The 21,238-nt window shown below is 42.9% G+C and carries 18 protein-coding genes; 3 read left to right on the top strand and 15 right to left on the bottom strand.

The window, feature by feature from the left end; genetic code table 11:
• Positions 1-184 precede the first annotated feature (184 nt).
• The 4 genes from I2F76_RS04075 to I2F76_RS04060 form a co-directional block, all read right to left on the bottom strand.
• Positions 185-679 carry a beta-class carbonic anhydrase gene (locus I2F76_RS04075; RefSeq protein ID WP_195487283.1) on the bottom strand — a complete coding sequence of 165 codons (495 nt, stop codon included), beginning with the start codon at positions 677-679 and terminating at the stop codon, positions 185-187.
• Between the two features lie 283 nt (positions 680-962).
• A complete protein-coding gene (gene radA, locus I2F76_RS04070) occupies positions 963-2,321 on the bottom strand; it encodes a DNA repair protein RadA (RefSeq protein ID WP_416385347.1) in 1,359 nt (452 codons plus the stop codon).
• Between the two features lie 13 nt (positions 2,322-2,334).
• The gene (locus I2F76_RS04065; protein WP_195487282.1) at positions 2,335-2,901 is read right to left on the bottom strand and encodes a histidine phosphatase family protein; all 567 of its coding nucleotides are present in this window, start codon (positions 2,899-2,901) and stop codon (positions 2,335-2,337) included.
• Positions 2,852-3,298, bottom strand: coding sequence for a dUTP diphosphatase (locus I2F76_RS04060; protein ID WP_009731797.1), 447 nt, complete (start codon positions 3,296-3,298; stop codon positions 2,852-2,854). The genes I2F76_RS04065 and I2F76_RS04060 overlap by 50 nt, the downstream gene beginning before the upstream one ends.
• 412 nt (positions 3,299-3,710) lie before the next feature.
• On the opposite strand from I2F76_RS04060, the gene I2F76_RS10680 reads away from it, so the two are divergent.
• Positions 3,711-7,013: a SpaA isopeptide-forming pilin-related protein gene (locus tag I2F76_RS10680; protein ID WP_195487281.1), complete on the top strand. Its 3,303-nt coding sequence runs from the start codon at positions 3,711-3,713 to the stop codon at positions 7,011-7,013.
• 148 nt (positions 7,014-7,161) lie between these two features.
• Here I2F76_RS10680 and I2F76_RS04050 read toward each other — a convergent pair whose 3' ends face one another.
• On the bottom strand, positions 7,162-7,851 hold the full coding sequence (locus tag I2F76_RS04050) for a gamma-glutamyl-gamma-aminobutyrate hydrolase family protein (protein WP_003012927.1): 690 nt from the start codon (positions 7,849-7,851) through the stop codon (positions 7,162-7,164).
• Between the two features lie 272 nt (positions 7,852-8,123).
• Here I2F76_RS04050 and I2F76_RS04045 point away from each other — a divergent pair, with 272 nt between their 5' ends.
• Positions 8,124-9,140: an NAD(P)H-dependent glycerol-3-phosphate dehydrogenase gene (locus I2F76_RS04045; protein ID WP_023919779.1), complete on the top strand. Its 1,017-nt coding sequence runs from the start codon at positions 8,124-8,126 to the stop codon at positions 9,138-9,140.
• A 45-nt stretch (positions 9,141-9,185) separates the two neighbouring features.
• The gene (gene galU, locus I2F76_RS04040) at positions 9,186-10,094 is read left to right on the top strand and encodes a UTP--glucose-1-phosphate uridylyltransferase GalU (RefSeq protein ID WP_023919781.1); all 909 of its coding nucleotides are present in this window, start codon (positions 9,186-9,188) and stop codon (positions 10,092-10,094) included.
• 63 nt (positions 10,095-10,157) lie between these two features.
• On the opposite strand, the gene I2F76_RS10675 is transcribed toward galU, so the two are convergent.
• The 10 genes from I2F76_RS10675 to I2F76_RS03990 form a co-directional block, all read right to left on the bottom strand.
• The gene (locus I2F76_RS10675; protein ID WP_195487280.1) at positions 10,158-12,704 is read right to left on the bottom strand and encodes a C69 family dipeptidase; all 2,547 of its coding nucleotides are present in this window, start codon (positions 12,702-12,704) and stop codon (positions 10,158-10,160) included.
• A gap of 298 nt (positions 12,705-13,002) precedes the next feature.
• Entirely contained in the window at positions 13,003-13,680 is a 678-nt protein-coding gene (locus I2F76_RS04030) for a rhomboid family intramembrane serine protease (protein ID WP_031575664.1), read from the bottom strand.
• Entirely contained in the window at positions 13,664-14,203 is a 540-nt protein-coding gene (locus I2F76_RS04025; RefSeq protein WP_195487279.1) for a 5-formyltetrahydrofolate cyclo-ligase, read from the bottom strand. The genes I2F76_RS04030 and I2F76_RS04025 overlap by 17 nt, the downstream gene beginning before the upstream one ends.
• A gap of 109 nt (positions 14,204-14,312) precedes the next feature.
• Entirely contained in the window at positions 14,313-15,446 is a 1,134-nt protein-coding gene (locus I2F76_RS04020; RefSeq protein ID WP_195487278.1) for an N-acetyldiaminopimelate deacetylase, read from the bottom strand.
• A gap of 206 nt (positions 15,447-15,652) precedes the next feature.
• On the bottom strand, positions 15,653-16,351 hold the full coding sequence (gene dapD, locus I2F76_RS04015) for a 2,3,4,5-tetrahydropyridine-2,6-dicarboxylate N-acetyltransferase (protein WP_003016885.1): 699 nt from the start codon (positions 16,349-16,351) through the stop codon (positions 15,653-15,655).
• A gap of 65 nt (positions 16,352-16,416) precedes the next feature.
• Positions 16,417-17,655 (bottom strand): hypothetical protein, encoded by a 1,239-nt coding sequence (locus I2F76_RS04010; RefSeq protein WP_061591266.1) that lies wholly within the window; start codon positions 17,653-17,655, stop codon positions 16,417-16,419.
• A gap of 48 nt (positions 17,656-17,703) precedes the next feature.
• Positions 17,704-18,612: a hypothetical protein gene (locus I2F76_RS04005; protein ID WP_024054924.1), complete on the bottom strand. Its 909-nt coding sequence runs from the start codon at positions 18,610-18,612 to the stop codon at positions 17,704-17,706.
• A 14-nt stretch (positions 18,613-18,626) separates the two neighbouring features.
• Positions 18,627-19,316 (bottom strand): hypothetical protein, encoded by a 690-nt coding sequence (locus tag I2F76_RS04000; protein WP_195487277.1) that lies wholly within the window; start codon positions 19,314-19,316, stop codon positions 18,627-18,629.
• Positions 19,317-19,321: 5 nt separating this feature from the next.
• On the bottom strand, positions 19,322-20,029 hold the full coding sequence (locus I2F76_RS03995; protein WP_195487276.1) for a hypothetical protein: 708 nt from the start codon (positions 20,027-20,029) through the stop codon (positions 19,322-19,324).
• 107 nt (positions 20,030-20,136) lie between these two features.
• On the bottom strand, positions 20,137-21,225 hold the full coding sequence (locus tag I2F76_RS03990) for a hypothetical protein (protein ID WP_195487275.1): 1,089 nt from the start codon (positions 21,223-21,225) through the stop codon (positions 20,137-20,139).
• Positions 21,226-21,238: the final 13 nt, after the last annotated feature.

Here is a 21,238-nt window from a genome sequence, read left to right as displayed (position 1 = left end):
CATCAAGAGTCAATCTGTTAAAATTTAATTGTAATATTCTTGTTAAAATGTTATATTATACCACATATTTTTTAATATTTTGTGCCAAATTGTCACATTTTTTCCTATTTGGTTCAATTTTTTTACGCCAATAAAAAAGAGTTCAAGAAAACAAAGTCGTTTTGTTTTCTTGAACTCTTCTATTTTATTTCACTTCGGAGATCAATCCGGTATCCACATCATACACAGCTCCTGAAATCACTACATCCTCTGGAATCAAAGGGGAAGCTTTTAAAAGCTCCATATCTTCACGGACACTCTCTTCAATGTCTTGAAAGGGGAGGAAGTCACGCTCTCCTACATCTACTCCCAGTTCTTTCTTGAGATGCTGACGGAAACCCTCGTTTTCAAAGGTCTGTGCGCCACAGTCTGTATGGTGCAAAACCACAATTTCACGGGTACCCATCTGCTGCTGGGAGATGACCAAGGAGCGAATCATATCATCAGTCACGCGCCCTCCAGCATTCCGCAAAATATGGGCATCTCCAAGAGCCAGACCCAGTGCTGGTGCCACGTGAAGGCGGGAATCCATACAGGTCACAATGGCTACTTGTGTTTTGGGCTTAATCGGAAGACGGAGGTCTCCATGTAGCGCCACATAAGCTTGGTTAGCTGTTAAAAAATTATCAAAATAAGACATGGTCTCTCCTTTATTCCTTTGAAATTCAAATCATCTATTATTTTACCACAACTCACTATTTCTGTCAGGGGATACCTCCTGTCATCTGTCACATCTGAAAAAAGGGAGTGGGAAAGAACTCCAACTAATTAAAAAGAGTTCGTCTTCCCACCCCCGCACAGTTGATTAGGTCATCTTTGGAGATTGAAAAGCGAACAAAGATGCCAATCAACCACTGCGTCATGCTGTTATTACTATCAAACATCAAAGACTGGACAGTTTTTGCCCAGCCTCTTTTCTACTATTAAAATACTTTCTTCAAGACTTCAGACAGTGTACTCACACCGACCACTTCGATCCCTGATGGTGTCGAAATCCCCGTCAGAGAGTTTTTCGGAACATAAATCTTGGTAAAACCGAGCTTGGCAGCTTCATTGATCCGTTGTTCGATCCGGTTGACCCGGCGGACTTCTCCTGTCAAGCCTAGCTCTCCGACAAAACATTCCTGCGGGTTGGTCGGCTTGTCCTTGTAGCTGGAGGCAATGGCTACGGCTACGGCTAGGTCGATAGCTGGCTCATCCAATTTGACGCCACCAGCTGACTTGAGGTAGGCATCCTGATTTTGAAGGAGCAAACCCGCTCGTTTTTCTAACACCGCCATGATAAGACTAGCCCGATTGAAATCAAGTCCCGTTGTCGTCCGCTTGGCGTTACCAAACATGGTCGGTGTCACCAAGGCCTGCACCTCCGCCAAAATCGGACGCGTCCCTTCCATGGTGACCACGATGGACGATCCAGTTGCCCCATCCAAGCGTTCTTCCAGAAAGACCTGACTCGGATTGAGGACCTCAACCAGTCCACCTGATTGCATCTCGAAGATCCCGATCTCATTGGTCGAGCCAAAACGGTTTTTGACCGCTCTCAGGATCCGGAAGGTATGATGGCGTTCCCCCTCAAAGTAGAGCACCGTATCCACCATGTGTTCCAGCATCCGAGGTCCTGCCAAGGTTCCTTCCTTAGTTACATGGCCGACGATAAAGATGGCGATGTTATTGGTCTTGGCCAGCTGCATAAGCTCAGCTGTCACCTCGCGCACCTGAGAAACCGATCCTTGGACCCCTGAAATCTCCGGAGACATAATGGTCTGGATCGAGTCGATGATAAGAAAGTCAGGTTGGATCCGCTCTACCTCTGCTCGCACGCTCTGCATATTGGTCTCAGCATAGAGGTAAAACTCGCTATCGATATCTCCCAATCGCTCTGCACGGAGTTTGATCTGCTGGGCCGACTCCTCTCCACTGACATAGAAAACCGTTCCTACTTGAGACAACTGGGTCGATACTTGGAGGAGCAGGGTCGATTTCCCAATCCCTGGATCTCCACCGATGAGAACGAGACTCCCTGGGACCACTCCTCCACCAAGGACGCGGTTGAATTCTTCCATCTCAGTCTTGGTACGATGGACATTGATGGAGGTCACATCCGCCAATTTCATGGGTTTGGTCTTTTCACCTGTCAAGGATACCCGGGCATTCTTGACCTCTGCAACTTCGACTTCCTCGACAAAGGAAGACCAAGAACCACAGTTAGGACAGCGCCCTAAATACTTAGGTGAATTGTAGGCACAATTTTGACACACAAACGTCGTTTTTTTCTTTGCGATGATAAACCTCTTTCTAAATCTCTATCTCACACTCAATCACTTGGCAAAAATCAATCTTCTCATTTGGCACAAACTGGCGCATGAGCATTCGATGGGCTACAACTACCACGGTTTGATGTTCCCGATACTTAGCCATGCATTCTAGAAAACGAGACTTCATTTCTACAGCTGTCTCATATTGAACAGGAGAATTTGGGAGCAACTCCCCATTATTTTCTAAAAATAGTCTTCTAGCTTCTTCAAATCTATCTATGCCACTTTCATAGACCTGCCATTCATGCAATAATGGCTCCACTCTAAAAGGAAGTCCCGTAGCACAAGCCACATAAGAAGCCGTTTCTAAAGCTCGCGTCACTGCTGAAGCTACTAGCAGATCAGCTGATTGGAACAAGGGGTTTTGGCAAAGGTCCTGAGCCTGTTTCCTTCCCTTCTCAGATAAGGGCGCCAAATCTATCCCAAATCCCGTATAAGAACGCTCCTCTAACTCACGGTAATCTGGCTCTCCATGACGTACAAAGATAATCTTCATCTTAGTGCCCTGTTGACCCAAATCCACCAGTACGAACTCCGTCTGCTTCATCTCCATCTGCGATTAAAAATGGTGCAAAGACAGCTTGAACCACGCGTTCCCCAACTTCAAGGACGACTTCTTGGTCCGTAATATTTTTCATCTGAGCAAAGATATGGCCTTCATTTCCTGGGTTGCCATAGTAGTCTCCATCAATAACCCCCACAGAGTTGATCAAGACCAGGCCTTTTTTGCGAGGGTTAGAGGAACGGTCGTAGAGATAGAGCACCTCACCCGCTTGCATATAGGCCTTGACCCCAGTTGGAACGAGGACGATCTCTCCTGGTGCAATCACTGTGCGCTCGGCTACCTTCAAATCATAGCCAGCCGCATGGGCCGTCTCCCGTTTTGGAAGCAAGTCCTGATTGGTATAGCTTGATACAAGTTCAAATCCACGAATTTTTGTCATCATGATTCCTCTTTCATTCTAAATAGTTTCTATCTCTTCTATTATACCATCACTTTGCCCTAGCGTCTCTCCTATACTACTATTCGTATTTTTTTAGTTTTTTTGGAAAATTATTGACAGTTTCGTGTATGCTTTCTGAAAATTATAGTAAGTAAATGAAAATATTTTATTATATGATTTATGCCAAAAATCGCCCTTTAAAGCTTGAAGCTACTCATCATTTTTGCTATAATTCCCTTTGTAGGGAATAATTTTAAAACTAAAATATTTTTCTTACTAAAACAAATATATGGAGGTCTTTCTCAAGATTCAATTTGGAAACTTGAGATCTTACGGAGCGGATACAGATCTCGACCAGTTTGACCATATTGTATAGTGGGAATAGGATTTTATGAAAAAAGGGGTAGATAAAATGGATAAGAAAAAAAATGTCAAAATTTTTGCATTTATCCTTGCTTTATTAACGGTTCTCTTCACTCTTAGCCTGACCAAAACATCAGCCGAGACACCCGGAGTAACCGTTACTGGTAAATTCGTGGATACGATTTCAAATATCAAAGTATCCAACAATGAAGGAGGAGATCTCAACTGGGACTTACAACAGTGGGCAACCTTCCGAATCAACGCTGATTTTGATTTGTCTGGAAAAAATGTTAAAGCAGGAGATTCAACTGTAGTTACTGTTCCAGATGCTTTGATGATTACTTCAAGTTCGTTTCCAATTAGAGATTTAAATACAAATGAAGTTATCGCAAATGCTAAAGTAAACCCAGATAATAAATCCATTACAATTACCTATACGGATTATGTTGAAAAACACTCCGATACAAGCGGATCATTCTTCTTTTACGCTCGTATCGATTTCAAAAAACACCCTCAAAAAGGTGAGGTTCCAGTAGAAATCACCATTAACAACGAAACAAAATTTGCTGGTAAAGTTTCATTTACTGGTGTCGGCGACGGAAATCCAAGACTTTTAACAAAGACTAGTTGGGTAAACGCAGGGGACCAAAGGGAAATTCAATACACGATTTCTGTCAATCGTACAAAGCAAAATATTAAGAATGCCACACTCGAAGATCACTTACAATTTACGAATGCTTCATACGTAAAAGATAGCATTAAAATTATTAAAGGTAAATTCTCTTTTGATGCTGGTGAATGGGTATTCTCTGATAGAGTTGATGTAACAGACCAACATAAGATTACAATTAGCGAAGATGGTCGATCATTTGTTATCGATTTAGGTGATGTTACTGAAAATGACCAATATCGTATTGCTTATAATGTTCGTTTAAATTATGACCCTGCCGACGGAGAGGTTTTGAGAAATGAAGCAACTCTTAAAGGTATAGGTATTGAAACCAAAAATATAACGAATGCTGCAGCCGTTCAAATTCCTGGTGGTGCTGGTCTTGGTTATGTTTACTCAATCAATATCCATAAAGTAGACGATGCAAATCAACCTCTTAAAGGTGCTAAGTTTAGAGTTGTTCGTCAAGCTAATAATCAAGTCATTGGTGAGTTTGAATCAGATGAAAATGGTAATATTGCTGTTGGCAAACTGTTAAAAGATAAATATATCTTAACTGAAATTGAAGCCCCTTCAGGTCATATCATCAAAGAAGCCGATACTGTGGTTAATGTTGAAGATTTTGGAGCAGATCATTCGGTAACCAAAACAATTATTAATCCGAAAGATAAGCCAAAAGAAACAAAAGCTACCATCGAACTTGATAAAACTCTTACCGGTCGTGATCTAAAAGACGGTGAGTTTAGCTTTGAATTGTACGAGGGTGCAACTAAGCTTCAAACTGTTACCAATAAAAACGGCAAGGTAACATTTGATCCGATTTCTTATAAGGAAGCAGGAGAACACACTTACACTGTAAAAGAAGTTGTTGGAAATACACCAGGTGTCACCTATGATACAACTGAAAAACAAGTGACCGTGAAGGTTACACAAGACGGACAAGCTCTAAAAGCTGATCTTGTCTATCCAGAGAATAAAACATTTAACAACACTTATACGGCTCCTAAACCAGCAAAAGCTAAAATTTCAGCTAGCAAGATTTTAGAAGGTGCTGAATTGAAGAATGGCGAATTCAATTTCCAATTGTTGGATGAAACCGGAAAAGTTCTTCAAACAAAACAAAATGCTGCAGATGGTACGGTAACCTTTGATGACATTTCATATTCATCAGAGGACGCAGGAAAAACCTTCCACTACACGATTAAAGAAGTCATTCCTGAAAGCAAAGCAAAAGGAATGACCTACGATGAAGGAAATATTGATGCGACTGTAACTGTCACAAAAGATGATGCAAGCAATACACTCAAAGCTTCTGTGACATATGGTGATAAGACATCCTTCACTAACAAATTGGTAACCACTTCAATTCCACCAACTCCTCCAACTGTTGACAAACCTGAATTGAAACTCTACAACATTCAATTGCACAAAGCTAACGCTGATGGAAATGCTCTTGCAGGCGCTGTATTTGGTCTCTTTGAAGCCGATGGTACTACTCCTGTAGCAAATCCTTATGGTGCAGGTCAAGCGACAGCTACTTCATCAGATGAAGAAGGTAAGAAGGGGCTTGTAACCTTTACAGGATTGGAAGCAAGAGATTATGTTATCAAAGAACTGACAGCCCCATCTGGTTATCAACTATCAACAGATGTGATTAAAGTTTCTGCTAGCGAGTTGAAAGCTGCGACTAACCTCGTCGTAGACAAAGGAACAGTGGTCAACAAACCATTCACTTCAATTCCGCCAACTCCTCCAACTGTTGATAAACCTGAATTGAAACTCTACAGCATCCAATTGCACAAAGTGAACCAAGAAGGAAAAGCTCTTGTTGGTGCCGTATTCGGTCTCTTTGAAGCCGATGGTACGACTCCTGTAGCGAACCCTTATGGTGAAGGTCAAGCGACTGCAACTTCTGATGCGAATGGTCTTGTAACCTTTACAGGATTAGAAGCAAAAGATTATGTAGTAAGAGAACTTACAGCTCCAGACGGTTACCAATTATCAGATGAAGTCATCAAGATCGCAGCTAGTGATTTGGTTGCTTCAAACAATGTAGTGGATAAAGGAAATGTCGTTAACAAACCGTTCACTTCAATTCCACCAACTCCTCCAACTGTTGACAAACCTGAATTAAAACTCTACAACATTCAATTGCACAAGGTAAGTGAAGAAGGTAAAGGTCTTCTAGGAGCGGTATTTGGACTCTATGAGGCAGATGGTACAACTCCAGTCGCTAACCCTTATGGTGAAGGTCAAGCGACTGCTACTTCAGATGAGAATGGTCTCGTAACTTTCATTGGATTTGAAGCAAAAGATTATGTCATCAAGGAATTGACAGCTCCAACTGGATACCAATTGTTAACGAATCCTATCACAGTTTCAGCTAGTGATTTTACCCAAGCTAAAGATTTGGTCGTTGATAAAGGGAATGTAGTAAATAATAAAATTCCACCATATACTCCGCCATATACCCCACCAACTCCACCAACTACTCCTTCAACACCTCCAACGCCTTCAACCGACAAACCGAAAGGAAATCAACCTTCTGGTAAACAATCAAAAGAAGGTAAAAAACAAAGTCTTCCTTCTACTGGTGAGACAGTAAGTGCTGGATTTATTACAGCAGGTCTTGTCCTTGCAAGTGCTGGAAGCATGCTCGTTGCTAAAAAACGCCACGAATAAGTTCTTAAAACAGGTCTATCTAGCAATGCTAGATAGACCTGTTTTTTTATTAATGATTATCCTATTTTTTCATCGTATTACCAGCGTTTTGTCTATATTTTCTTAGAAACACAAAGAGAGATTGGCTCAAGTCCAACCTCTAACTTCATTATAATTCCTGTAATAAATAACGGAAGAGTTCTAAATTTCCTTTTTCTTCATTGACCAAGTATTCTGGATGCCACTGCAAGCCCATAATCCGATGGCCGTCTACCGCTTCAATCGCTTCGATGGTGTGATCGCGCGGATCAAAGGCGGTCGCACGGAAATTCGGTGCAAGATCCTTGATACTTTGGCGGTGCACAGAATTAATCCGACTGGCCTGACCAAAAAGCTGCTCTACCACACTGCCTTTTTTAGTCTGGATAGAATGGGAAGTCCCAAACGGAAGTCCTTGCCAATGCCCTTCGATCTCTTGGTTGAGTGTTCCTCCAAAAGCCACATTGATCAACTGAACCCCACGGCAAATTCCTAGAACCGGTTTGTTTTGGCGTACGGCTTCCTTCAGTAGGGCAAGCTCAAATTGATCCCGTTCGATATTGTAATCATCGCTCTCGATCGTTTTTTCTTCGCCATAGAGACTAGGATCGACATTTTGGCCTCCACTTAAGATCAATTTGTCAATCGTTTCAACATAGTCCTTAACTAAGGAAGGATCTCCCATCGGGATGACCATTGGAAGTCCACCTGCTTGACGGATCCCTTCCGCAAATTGACTAGACACGGAGGAATGAAGGTTTTTCCCTTCCGGGTCAACCGGACAGAGATTAGCGGATACTCCAACAATTGTTCTGCACATATTCATTCCTCCTTCATTTTAACTACTACTTATCTTACCACCCATTAGTGATAGTGTCTAATATGTATTTTTTAAAACCGTGATAGATTTTATTTATCACCCTCACCTTCCTCACAAAACAATTGATAATCATACAAGTTTTTTTACCTATATTATGTTAAAATAGAGAGGAAAATAGAATCGTCCTTCAAGGCACTCATTAGGCCTTTTCGAAGGTGCAAGCGCTAGATTCCTAGCCTCGTTGAAAAATAGACATAGAAATGGAAGATACAATGGAAAAACAAACCGTTGCAGTATTGGGTCCTGGTTCATGGGGAACAGCCCTTTCACAAGTCCTCAATGATAACGGCCATGAAGTCCGTCTCTGGGGAAATATCCAAGAACAAATCGATGAAATCAATACCGCTCATACCAATCAACGCTATTTCAAAGATATCGTTATTAGCGAAGACATCACTGCTACGACTGATTTGAAAGCAGCTTTGGACGGTGTGGACGCTATCCTCTTTGTCGTTCCTACAAAGGTGACCCGTTTGGTGGCGAAACAAGTCGCTGAAACACTGGATCACCCTGTAACAGTCATGCACGCTTCCAAGGGACTAGAACCTGGTACACACGATCGAATTTCTCAAATCCTTGAAGAAGAAATTCCTGCTTCTCTTCGCAGCGAGGTGGTGGTCGTCTCTGGACCAAGTCATGCAGAGGAGACCATCGTACGGGACATCACCCTCATTACAGCTGCCTCAATAGATTTAGAAGCTGCACGTTATGTTCAAGAACTCTTTAGCAATCACTACTTCCGCCTGTATACCAATACAGATGTTATCGGAGTGGAAACTGCTGGAGCCTTGAAGAATATCATCGCTGTCGGAGCTGGGGCCCTGCACGGTCTTGGTTATGGTGACAATGCCAAAGCAGCTATCATCACGCGCGGTCTCGCTGAAATCACGCGCCTTGGCGTTAAGCTAGGAGCTAGCCCATTGACTTATAGCGGTTTGTCTGGGGTTGGTGACTTGATCGTTACCGGTACTTCTGTTCATTCCCGCAACTGGCGAGCTGGGGATGCTCTCGGACGTGGTGAAAAATTAGAAGACATCGAAGCCAACATGGGCATGATCATTGAAGGGATCTCTACGACCAAAGTCGCCCATGAACTGGCGCAAGAATTGGATGTCTACATGCCGATTACACAGGCCATTTACCAAGTCATCTACGAAGGAAAAGATATCCGCGAAGCTATCCACCACATGATGAGCAATGAATTTAAAGAAGAAAACGAGTGGAAATAAGTCAACCACCCGAACATCAATCCTACCTTTTAGAAAGGAAACTATATGACTAAAGTTAGAAAAGCAGTCATTCCTGCGGCTGGTTTGGGGACACGCTTCCTCCCAGCTACCAAAGCTTTGGCAAAGGAAATGTTGCCAATCGTTGACAAACCTACGATCCAATTCATCGTAGAAGAGGCTCTGAAATCTGGAATTGAGGAAATTCTTGTCGTAACAGGGAAGGCCAAACGTTCGATCGAAGACCATTTCGATTCTAACTTTGAATTGGAATACAACCTCGAGCAAAAAGGTAAGACTGACTTACTCAAGTTGGTCAATGATACAACAGCGATCAATCTTCATTTCATCCGCCAAAGTCACCCTCGAGGTTTAGGAGACGCTGTCCTGCAGGCGAAAGCTTTTGTTGGGAATGAGCCTTTTGTTGTCATGTTGGGAGATGACCTGATGGACATCACCAATGATGATGCCTTGCCATTGACCAAACAATTGATGAACGACTACGATGAAACCCATGCATCCACTATCGCTGTGATGGAAGTCCCTCACGAAGAGGTTTCTTCTTACGGTGTGATCGCACCTCAAGGAGAGGGCATCAATGGTCTTTATAGCGTTGAAACTTTTGTCGAAAAACCAGCTCCAGAAGATGCACCGAGTGATCTCGCCATCATTGGCCGCTATCTCTTGACTCCTGAGATCTTTGATATTCTTGCAAATCAAGAACCAGGTGCTGGTAATGAAATTCAATTGACGGATGCGATCGACACCCTCAATAAGACCCAACGAGTCTTTGCCCGTGAATTTAAAGGCCAACGCTACGATGTAGGTGACAAGTTTGGTTTCATGAAAACATCGATTGATTATGCTTTGAAGCATCCACAGGTTAAAGAGGATCTCAAACAGTATATCATTGATCTTGGAAAACAATTAGAAGAATCTGAACAAACTGCAGACTAAAAAAGAAGGAAGAGAGATTTCATTCTCACTTCCTTTTTTGTTATATATTATAAACTGTACCGTTTAATGAGTTCTACGTTTTTCGATGTAGTAGCCAAATCCAAAAACTATCAAAAGAACTCCGCCTACCATTGTCGCAATGGAAATACTTTGACCGGTTGATGGTAATTTTTTCTCACCTTTCTTCTCTTCAATTTTTGCTAAAGATTTATAAACTACACCATAAGTTGAGAAATGAGAGGTTGTAAATGTTACGGCTGACTTATCTTCATTTAGTTGGAATTGGAAGGATTCCAATTGACCATTTTCACCGATACCATAAACTGCTTCTACTTCTTTTTGGCTATTTACTGGAATGGTCACAACAGTTGGACTAATTTGATGTACAGGATTATTTTGGTTCGATAATTGAATATTATATGCCTTGTAATCTTTACCAGCTAGTTCTTTAACATCTTTCAAAACTTCAACAAGGAGACTATAGCCACCTTGAGCAAAATCAGGGTTTTGCAAGACGATACCTGTTGCCTGGTCTACTAAAATATATGAATTTGTTGGTAAAACTGGGCGACCAACGGTACTAACACTGTTGCTATTTGTAGGAACAACAGTAGTTGTACTACTTGGTGTTGTTTCTTCCTTGCTTGGCTCTGTACTTGTTTCAGTGCTTGGTTTCGTTTCTGACTTGCTTGGTTCTGTACTTGCTTCGGTGCTTGGTTTCGTTTCTTCCTTGCTTGGTTCTGTACTTGACTCAGTGCTTGGTTTCGTTTCTTCCTTGCTTGGCTCTGTACTTGCTTCGGTGCTTGGTTTCGTTTCTTCCTTGCTTGGTTCTGTACTTGCTTCGGTGCTTGGTTTTGTTTCTTCCTTGCTTGGTTCTGTACTTGACTCAGTGCTTGGTTTCGTTTCTTCCTTGCTTGGTTCTGTACTTGACTCAGTGCTTGGTTTCGTTTCTTCTTTGCTTGGTTCTGTACTTGCTTCGGTGCTTGGCTTCGTTTCTTCCTTACTTGGCTCGGTGCTTGACTCTGTTGGATCCTTGTAGTCATCTGGTAAAGATGCACGGTATGGATCATCTGTACGACCTGCTTCTTTTAGAGTTGCAGACAATTCAGACTCATATTGCTTGAATTGTTTGAAGAGACGTTCAGACCGAGCTAAAGCATCTTCAGTCACCTTATCTTCAACTGCTTTTGCTGCAGCTTCATCAGCTTTCAAGGCAGCGTATTTTGCATCGCTCACTTTTTGTTCAATAATGAGCTGTTCTTCTAGTGCTTTCCAGTGATTTTGGATAGATTTTCCAAAGAGATCTTGGTTATTGATGGCCATTTGGTCGATGTGCCAAACTGTCCAATACCATGAATTTGGATCATAAGTAGCCGTTTGAGGTTTAAAAGCTTCGTAAGTATCTTTTACATTTCCATAGAATGGAACATAAGGGGTATTCCGTGAAGGTCCCATGCCGAGCCATACAGTTCCACCAAATGATTTTGGAAGGTTTGGATTGATTTGATAGACATGGGCATCAATCACATTTTCATTTCCTAAAGCATACTTGTATTGGTCTTTCCTAACAGTATCGTTGCTACCATCATCACCTTGTTTCTTAACACCAATTTGATCATCTGGTACAAAACGTCCATTCAAGTGTTCAAACCGGTTCCGTTGCAAGGCAAACGCATCTTCTAAGGTGTATTTTTTGTTTGGATCGGTTGGTGAACGGAAGAGCTCATACTCATCATCCTCATAAGTGACTTTAGAGTCTGGATCTAGCAAGGTGATTCCTGCATAGGTCCGTGAGCGGTCTCCTTCAGCATATTTTTCTGGTCCATAAGATTTAGCGATATGGAAGTTGCCATCTTTGTCTGTCTTGTAGTTACCAGATTCCTTGGCTACTTTTTCGACATCTTTAGAGGCAATGACATTTTCAGTGTCATTCAAATCAACATGACCTAGGTAGTAGGTATTTGCAAAGACTGCATATTTATCTTCTGGCACCTTCACCGCTACATATTGGTGGCCAGAAAGAATTTCCATATACCAAGTTTCATTTTGGTCTGCAAAGACGACCACATTCCCTTCAGCTGAACCTTTTTCTTCGATGACTTTAGCCAGTAATTCAACTCCTTCACGAGCTGACTTAACGCGTGGTAACACTACGTCCAACATAGCAGCTTCTGGAATTCCGTTTTCTGTCAATGGGTCCGTCTTCAAGACTTTCTTATTCGGGATAGCTGTTACTGTCGCAGTCATGGATACACCGGCTTCATTAAAACCGTGTTCCCCGAAAGCACCGTTACTACCGTCACCACGAGCAGAGTCATAGGTCGCGGTATATTTCATTTCACTGGCAGCATGCGGGTAGGTGAATCCGTTGGATTCATCCTCGATCTGATCTCCCTCGTTATAAGTCTTAGCATCGACCACAACATAGTTTTTGTTGTGTTTTCCACCATTTGGATAATAAGGGTAGTCCTCTGTCCGACCAAAGAGAGTGGTCCCATCCTTGGTCAACTGGCGACCAATGATAAATCCACAGCAGGCCTGAACGGCTTGAATTGGTAGGAGTAAGAACGTCATCGCTATCAAAGCTAGTTTAAACAACCATTTCTTCATGGCAAATCTCCTTTATGTTTGAATGTTCCTTTATAGAAAAAGGGAGCATCCCTGATTTTTTATACCTTAAGTCTATCTTTTTTTTACCTCTTTTGCAAGCGCTTTCTAATTTGCGTTTTTATACCTTTTTACCCATGATTACCTTCTCTATGGGCCTACCAATAGTGGGTTCACTCGGCTCCTGAAAGTATATTATAATAAATATATACAATTCTTTGCATTTCAAACAATTTTCTGTTAGTTTACGATTTCGCTACATTTTTTAGGAAAAAAAGCCCTTCTCTGTGAGAAGGACTTCTTAAAATAGATTTAAGATTTTACCTAAGAAATAAAGGAAAAGCAGGAGATAAGATAAGGCTGCACTAATCTGATAGGTTCGGTTCATAAAGCGAGCCTCTCCTCTTACTGGAAAGACATAAGCCAACATGACCCCAGCTACTAAGCCACCAATGTGGCCCGCCATACTGATGTCTGGCATAAAACTAAAGATCAGATTGACCACAATCAAGCTGGTATAGGACTGACTCAAGTGGCGAATATAGGGACTTTGGACAATAAAGCGCAGAGCACCAATGGTCCCAAAAAGTCCAAAGAGGGCTGTAGATGCGCCTGCTGCAATCACATCTGGCGTAAAAATAGCAACAAAGACATTGCCCATCATGCCTGATAAGAGATAGAGAGCTAAGAAAGCCTTGGAACCAAAGAGATCTTCTGCCAAACGTCCCAAGTAATAGAGGGTGATCATATTGAGCACAAAATGTTCTAGGCCGATATGAACAAAAGTAGCTGTCACTATTCGCCATAACTGGCTAGGATCGACTTTCACAGCCTCTCCAATAATACCACCGCTATAGTAAATAGCAGCACCCGTTTGGTAGTCGCCTCCAAATCGGATAAACATGGAAAGAAAGACTGCCGTTGTGACGAGCAACAAGAGGCTGGTCACAGGATAACGACGATCAAAGAGTAACTTCATAGACTAGCACCTCCTGAACGGCCTGATCAAAAGCATCTGGCTGGAACTCCTTCTGCTGGATGGAATAAATCGTACTCACCGTTTTTCCAGCAAAATCTGCTAAATAACGATCATAATAGCCACCGCCATAGCCAATTCGGTAGCCTTTTGACTGGAAGACCAAGCCCGGTACATGGATCAGATCAATCTCTGCTTTATCTACAACCTTGCCCTGTTCATTGGGCTCCAGCAAACCAAAGCGCGTTTTTTCCAAAATGTCAGGATCGTATTCCACAAATTCCATCCGACCTTGTGGATAGGTACGGGGAACACAGACGCGTTTTCCAAGTTGAAGAGCCACTTGGATCAAGCCAGCTGTGGAAAATTCGTGGTCAAAGGACAGATAGGTTGCAAGGGTCTTTGCCTCCTGAAAGGCTGGAAGCTCCAAGAGACGTTGAGTGAGCTGTTCATCTGCTTGAGTTTTCATGGATTCTGGCAGCTCTTTCATGGCTGCTATGGTTTCTTTTCGTAGTGTTTTCTTCATTCCCTACTCCTTTTGTATAGCTTTAATTGTATCATTTTTTATGAAACATCCGAACAGTTTGCACACGAGAAAATAAAAATCCAACTCCAGACGGAGTTGAATCAATCCCTTATTGGTTGGCCTTCATTTTCAAAAATTTGCCAATGTTTTCCACAGCAAAGGGAAGAGCAGCCTCATTTGGGCTCATCTTCGGATGGTGCAGGGCATAAGGGGTATCAATTCCCAGCCAGAACATGACACCAGGGACCTTGCTCAAGAGAAAGCCAAAGTCTTCTCCTGTCATCGCTGGCAAGATATCAATCAGGTTCACATCTTCCTCAGCTGTGAAAAAGTCCATGAGTTCTTTGGCTAACTCTGGTTGGTTTTCCACAGGCAGGTAACCTCCTTGCTTGAGTTCCAGATCCAGTTCGACATCAAAAGCGGCCGCAACCCCTTCCGCAATCGTTTTGACCCGTTTTTGAGTCAGTAGGTTCATCTCCATGGTCAAGGTCCGGATGGTCCCATGAAGGAAGGCCGTCTCAGCGATCACATTATTGGTGGTTCCTGCATGCATGGAACCAAAAGTGACCACTGCCCCTTCAATCGGATCAACATTTCGACTCACGACCGATTGGACTTGGGTAATGAAGTAAGAGGCTGCTACAAGTGCATCATTGGCCTCATGTGGAAAGGCAGCATGCCCTCCCTTACCTGTAAAGGTAATCTTGACTTCACAGGTCCCCGCAAAAAGGGTACCCGTATTGGTCGCAATGTCTCCCACCTTCAAATCAGGGCGCACATGCAGACCATAAAATTCATCAGGGAGCCAGTCGCCAAAAGCATTGTCCTTGTACATGAGCATCCCACCTGCTTCATTTTCTTCAGCTGGTTGGAAAAGAAAGAGCAGGTTATTTTTGGGTTGCACTTGAACCAATTGATCCAAAAGTCCAAGGGCTGTCGTCATGTGCATATCATGACCACAAGCATGCATCCGTCCTTCGTGCTTGGAGGCAAAATCAAGGCCCGTTTGTTCCACAATCGGTAAGCCATCGATATCCGTCCGCCAACCAATGGTTTTTTCAGGTGCAGACCCATGGAGATACACCAGGATCCCGGTCCGCCAAGTCCGTTGCTCTACAAAGTCCTTGCCTGCTGTGATCTCTGCGATCCGGTCCAAGAGATAAGCTTGTGTTTCAAATTCTTCCAATCCAATTTCAGGGATTTGGTGCAAATCCCGTCTGATTTTGATTAAGTCCAATGTCATCGTTGTCTTCTTTCTATTAGAAGAGGCTGGGACAAAAGTCCTAGCCTCTCAATTGTCTTTGAATTGTCGAGCAAGACGCAGTGGTTGAGTGGGCTCTACTACGCTGATTTCATCAGCTTTTACAGCCCTACTCAACTGTGCGGAGGTAGGACGACGAAATCGAATTCTAACGAATTACCGATTTCTGTCCCACTCTCATTTCTATCTTACAAATTACGCAAGGCGTCTTCCAAGGCTGTTTTTTGTTGTGTTTTTTCATCGATTTCCTTGATGATGCGAGCTGGGACACCAGCTACGACCACATTTTCAGGGACATCTTGAGTAACGATAGCGCCAGCGGCAACGACAGAACCGTTTCCAACTTGGACCCCTTCAATCACAACTGCATTGGCACCGACCAAGACATTGTCACCGATCCGAACAGGCTCAGCAGAAGCTGGCTCAATGACACCCGCAAGAACGGCACCTGCACCGATGTGGCTGTTTTTACCAACTGTTGCACGGCCACCAAGGATAGCCCCCATATCAATCATGGTTCCTGCACCGATTTCAGCACCGATGTTGATGACAGCACCCATCATCACGACAGCATTGTCTTCGATAGTTACTTGGTCACGGATAATAGCACCTGGTTCGATACGCGCATTTAGATAGCGCTTATCCAGCAAGGGAACAGCTGAATTCCGACCATCTTGTTCCACCACATAATCCTTGTTCTCCGTTAAGTTGGCAAGAAGGGGCTCGATATCTTTCCAGTCACCGAACAACACATTACCTAGTTTTGTGACAGAAGCTGGAACAGCTGTTGCCAATTCCCCTTCAAAGGTTACTTTCACATTTGTTTTCTTCTCTGCATTTCCAATAAAAGCGATAATTTCTTGAGCAGACATTTTTTGTGCAGTCATGAGATTCTCCATTCATTTCAATTAAAGGTATCCATATTATACCACAATCCCAAAGAGATGAACACCTAAGGCGACGTGCTTGTAGCCGAATCCTTCAGGCCTGTCATTTCACTAATGGTGCGATTGCTTCCAAAGTGAATCGTAACTAAATGCGCATCAGAAAGTTTGTAGTAAAAGATTAAGAAGGACTCTGAACTCATCATACTCGACCAAGAAACACGGTTAGGAATTCCTACGGTATTCACAAGATCTGAATAGCTGGTTCCTATTTTAATATTGGCAAAATCCTCTCTGTTCAAACTGCCATTTTTATTGGCTAATCGCTCACTGTTTAGGTTCTCAAAATCAAGAGAAGATAAACGGTCACCAACAATATTTGAAAGTAAAACTGTTACGGAAGAAGGAGAGCCTTCCGACTGATAATCCAATTGTGTCATAAAAGGACTGACACCACCTTCTTGGTAGGTTTCTTCCCCACCACTAGCCTTCCCCAGTACAGCTACCACATCCTGCGGAGACAGATAAGTTGAAGAGGTACGGCCTTGATCCTCCTCACTTAAACCAGGAATCAGGGAAATCGCCTTCTCATAGGTCACTTGAAACTGAAATTCACCTTCCGGTGCAATCAAGGTACTCGTACCACTCTTCAAAGTTTCCTTTCTGGTTCCATAAGACTGGCCAGGACTTCCGTATTCACTAGTAGTAGAAGAAGGAGCTTCCTTACTATGGATACCTCCTGAAGCCAGATAGGCAAATAAGCCCAGCATGGCCAATAATCCAAAAAAGGCTGCTAGCGAAGACCCTTCACTCTTAGAGGAAGGAGAGTAGGTTTTCGTCCTATCCGATTGGGAGTCTAGTACCGTTTGTCTTGGTTCTGAATGCCTGCCTCCCCCTATTGAAGCCAGGTCAGCTTCTGAAATCAAGCGACTCCCACCCTGGTGCTCTACTCTTTCCTCGCCCTTAGGAAACTGCTCTATTGCATCTTGTGTTGGTGGTTGTGATGTTAGCGGTCTGTCAGGCGAGTCTTCAAGCAATACTTCCTTTTGCTCATCTATAGCTTTCTCAGTACCAAGCGCCGGTTGGTTTTTTGGCTCCTCTACTTGCTTCACTGGTTCAGGAAAAACGGAGGACTCTATCACTTCTGTTTCTTTTAGGAGCGTATCTTCCAGCCATTCATCCCTATTTTCAATGCTCTGGTTGGTTGAAGTGGAACTTTTCACTAGACTAGTTTCTTCTTCTAGCTGGCGTTTCGCAAATCGACTCTTGTGTTCATTTCGTAGGTGGGACCAGTCTTTCTTTCCCATTGTTCCCTCCTTATTATTCTATGGCAAATTCATTCGGGCTAACTGTTTTTACTGTGCTGTAGGTGTCGAAGAAGAAGCTGGTGTGCTCGCTTCCACTTTAGGTGTGATATCCTTGATGGTTTGCCGGCTATCAAATTGGATTTGAACCGTTTGGGAATCAGCCAATCGATAAGTAAAGGTCGGTGCTTCACCGTAACCTAAAAATCCGGACACATCTACCTCATCTGGAATCCCCACCGAATTAAGCAAATCTAAATAAGGCATCCCAACTTTGATATTAGTAAAATCGTCCTTCGTTAAACTGCCATTCTTATTTGCAAAACGATCACTTTTTAAGTGTTTCAAACTTAAAAGAGAAATCCTGTAATAGGCACCCATTTTTTCAAGGAGAACCTTCCCATATGCATCATCTGATTGGTAATCTAAGGTCAGCAAAAAAGGACTTGAACTGCTGTCACTATACGATGCCTCTCCTCGGGTTGCTTTACCTAATGCTGCAACGATATCTTTGGGATCCACAGTTCCAAAAGATGTCTTTTTGTCATCCACTGCAAAATCAGGAATGAGAGACATGGCTTTTTCATAGGTTGTCTCAAATTGAACTTCCTTAGCAGATGCGACATAAGAACTATTTTCACTATTTAGATATTCTTTTCTGATACTATTCCGTGAAAAACTGTCAGCTCCATTGCTTGAGGAAGATGAAGAAAGATCCTTGTTGCCTGTGTTTTGAAGTACGAATACAAAAGCTACTAACAAGGCGAACCACCCAAAAAATCGCAAAAGCGAACCAATCCCCTCTTTTGAGGAAGAAGGGGAAGACTCCATCATATCTGAATGGCTACTAGTATCCTGATGATTGTCCATCCCTAATGAAGCCAGATCGGCTTCTGAAATCAAGCGGCTCCCACCCTGGTGAGAGGAAGCTGCCTTGATGTCTGTCCGTTGATCGTCCAATGATGTCTCCTTTCTTATACCAACACCAATTTCTTGGCTTTTTTCTTGAATTCCATCACCACTTCTGGCTGTCCTGGTAGCTGGTAAGTCACGCGATACCCCATTCCGCCATCTGACACTTCCCCCCAGATTAAGCGTTGAGGATTTCCTAGTTTCTTAATAAGCTGGGCGAATTCTGCACCTTTGTGCTCTTTTTCAGTAGTGATTTCTTTCTCACTGCTTGTCTTCTCTTTTGCGTCCAACAAATTCGTCGCATCTACCATCGTCAAGCGATACCCCTGGTCTTTCTCTTCTTCAAACCACAAGTTCACACTTTTCTTCCCCTGATCGGTTTGCTTAGCTGCATAAGTCAAGACAAGAACGGTTTGTTCCCCTTGAGCTGTCTTTGTGTAGCGAACTTTTTGTGCTTTTCCCCATTCAGTCACAACTGTTTCCAAACGGATTCCTAGTTGCTGACTCTGCTTGAGACGGACTTTCAAATTCGCCACAGCTTCGATGGTCCATTGAAACTGCTTGATTTCTTGATCGTTGCTTACCAAATTCTTGTAATCCTTTGGCTGAAAACGGGAAAGCGTTTGGTCCTCCTTGGTATCGGTTCCCTGCTCTTGCACCTGGATGCTTGCAATCGCAAGTAACAACCCTAAAACAAAACATAAAAACGGTAGCAAGAGGTCTTTTCGATTCTTTTTCATCCACTCGATCATTTGCTTCACCCCTTCTTCGTCAAACGATACTGACCAGTCTGGTCGCGTTCAAAGGTCAAAGAGACCAATCCATCTGTCACCTGATAAGACAAGGCTAATACTTGCTTGTCCTTTACAGAGGTCAAACTAAGAGAATTGGGAAGACCTGATTTTTTCAAGACTTCTTCTACTGCCGTTCCCTTTTCCATTTTTCCATCCAAAGGCTTATAGCCTGTAAAATCTGCTAATTTTAAATTCTTTTTGCTCTGATAGTGAGACGATTTTGGCGCAAATCCTTGAATCGAGCTCAAATAAAAGGTATCATCCTGCTTTTGAAATTCTATGGTATAAGGATAAATCCCCTGCACAGGAGTCCCATAACCTAGCTGGACTTGCGCTCCAAAACTCGTATCTTCTTGTGTAAAACTCGCTGCTTTTCCAATTTTTTTGACGAATGCAGATAAAGTCACCCAATTTTTTTGTGTCTTTCCTTCTTCCCTTACAAGCTCCAATGATAACAAGTCTTCTAAAGCCGGCTCTTTGGAAGAAGACGCAACAAATTGCTGGCTATCTTCGTGCATGCGAGACAAACTCAACAAGCGATCTTTGGGCAAGGTTTTCACTGGATGAATTATAAACACCAAGCAAACACCAACCATAAAAGCCAGCAAAGCACTTGCAGCTTTTTGGAGGATCCGCTTATGACGTTCTATCCACTGTTTCATTTCTTCCATCCTTCATGCTCTTTCTATTCAAACTCTTTCTATTGTATAGAAAATTAGCGTATTTGTCTCGTCTTATCCCAAAAAAGAGGCGCTTGCCTCTTTCTTGTCTGATCCTTTTAGTAGCTGTCTTTACTGCTCAAGAGAAAATCTCCATTTTCTTGGCGAATAAAGGTCAAATCCACGTAGTCCCCATTTTTCTTTTGGAAGTCCATGACCAATTCTATCTCGTCTGAATCATCAGATGAACTCACCGTCAGATTGACTGCATCACCGTATTTTTCTAAAAGCTCTTTGTAAGAGGTTCCTCCAGCACCGGTCTCACTATTTCCAACTTTGAATCCATCTGCAAAGTTGTCCTCAACCGTAAGATTTTTCCCAAATTGATTAAATTCAAATTTGACAAGCTGGAATTCTTTCCCTTTCTTAGAGTAAGTCGCTTTGACCTCTTTATTATAAGAGTTATCATCCCAAAATAATTTCAATTCTCCACTTTCAAATTGAACGGAGCTAGCTTTCCCATAAGCTTCAATCATTTCCTCAGGAGTCTCCCCAGCATCACTTCCTGTTAAAAACTGAAGTTGCTCGATATCAGACTGTTTCCAGCTAAAATCAACTTCCGCGTCTTCTGCGGTCAATTGATCCAAATCGATATTGGAAGACGAACCAGACTGGTTACCTGACCAAGAAGTCTGCTTTCTAGATGATGACGTGCTAGGGCTAGCATGACCAATCAAATAGCCACTGACTCCACCGATAAGAAGCCCAACTAAAATCCCAAGGGCAAAACGAATCGCCTTCTTGTCCGCAGTATCCATCGGTCTTCCAACAGGAGAAAGAGGAGCTTGTGGAATAGGTGTCTCAGGAACAGGCACTGTTTGCGGACCAATTGGTTCAGCTGCCATATTTTGAGGAGCTTGTGGTGCAGGCTGGAATGGAGGAGTCGGTTGGGGAGCAGCAACTACATCTGGATTTTCTCCAACAGTTGCTTCATCCATCTTTGGAGGCTCCACTGTTTCTGAAACAGCTGGCTCGTCTGCTTCTTCTTTCATTGCTTTCATCTCCGTCACTGAAAGGCCACTAGCTTCTGGAACAACCAAGTCTTCGGCTTCTTCTTTTGGGACAAAGGCTGGCGCAGCCACATCAAAATGCGGTGTCCCATCTAAGGGAGTATCTTTCATAAATTGTTCTTGATCTTTCTCGGACATTTCGAATTCTCCT

The organism is Streptococcus parasanguinis (assembly GCF_015557775.1).
Taxonomy (GTDB): domain Bacteria; phylum Bacillota; class Bacilli; order Lactobacillales; family Streptococcaceae; genus Streptococcus; species Streptococcus parasanguinis_AA.
The sequence above is the reverse complement of the archived record's forward strand: the minus strand, read 5'-3'. Positions and strand labels throughout refer to the sequence as shown.

What these genes read in the sequence shown, in the direction of transcription:
- I2F76_RS04075 (WP_195487283.1), bottom strand. Translation starts at nt 679, where the DNA reads ATGTCTTATTTTGATAATTTTTTAACAGCTAACCAAGCTTATGTGGCG.
- I2F76_RS04065 (WP_195487282.1), bottom strand. Translation starts at nt 2,901, where the DNA reads ATGAAGCAGACGGAGTTCGTACTGGTGGATTTGGGTCAACAGGGCACT.
- I2F76_RS04060 (WP_009731797.1), bottom strand. Translation starts at nt 3,298, where the DNA reads ATGACAAAAATTCGTGGATTTGAACTTGTATCAAGCTATACCAATCAG.
- I2F76_RS10680 (WP_195487281.1), top strand. Translation starts at nt 3,711, where the DNA reads ATGGATAAGAAAAAAAATGTCAAAATTTTTGCATTTATCCTTGCTTTA.
- I2F76_RS04050 (WP_003012927.1), bottom strand. Translation starts at nt 7,851, where the DNA reads ATGTGCAGAACAATTGTTGGAGTATCCGCTAATCTCTGTCCGGTTGAC.
- I2F76_RS04045 (WP_023919779.1), top strand. Translation starts at nt 8,124, where the DNA reads ATGGAAAAACAAACCGTTGCAGTATTGGGTCCTGGTTCATGGGGAACA.
- galU (WP_023919781.1), top strand. Translation starts at nt 9,186, where the DNA reads ATGACTAAAGTTAGAAAAGCAGTCATTCCTGCGGCTGGTTTGGGGACA.
- I2F76_RS10675 (WP_195487280.1), bottom strand. Translation starts at nt 12,704, where the DNA reads ATGAAGAAATGGTTGTTTAAACTAGCTTTGATAGCGATGACGTTCTTA.
- I2F76_RS04030 (WP_031575664.1), bottom strand. Translation starts at nt 13,680, where the DNA reads ATGAAGTTACTCTTTGATCGTCGTTATCCTGTGACCAGCCTCTTGTTG.
- I2F76_RS04025 (WP_195487279.1), bottom strand. Translation starts at nt 14,203, where the DNA reads ATGAAGAAAACACTACGAAAAGAAACCATAGCAGCCATGAAAGAGCTG.
- I2F76_RS04020 (WP_195487278.1), bottom strand. Translation starts at nt 15,446, where the DNA reads ATGACATTGGACTTAATCAAAATCAGACGGGATTTGCACCAAATCCCT.
- dapD (WP_003016885.1), bottom strand. Translation starts at nt 16,351, where the DNA reads ATGACTGCACAAAAAATGTCTGCTCAAGAAATTATCGCTTTTATTGGA.
- I2F76_RS04010 (WP_061591266.1), bottom strand. Translation starts at nt 17,655, where the DNA reads ATGGGAAAGAAAGACTGGTCCCACCTACGAAATGAACACAAGAGTCGA.
- I2F76_RS04000 (WP_195487277.1), bottom strand. Translation starts at nt 19,316, where the DNA reads ATGATCGAGTGGATGAAAAAGAATCGAAAAGACCTCTTGCTACCGTTT.
- I2F76_RS03995 (WP_195487276.1), bottom strand. Translation starts at nt 20,029, where the DNA reads ATGGAAGAAATGAAACAGTGGATAGAACGTCATAAGCGGATCCTCCAA.
- I2F76_RS03990 (WP_195487275.1), bottom strand. Translation starts at nt 21,225, where the DNA reads ATGTCCGAGAAAGATCAAGAACAATTTATGAAAGATACTCCCTTAGAT.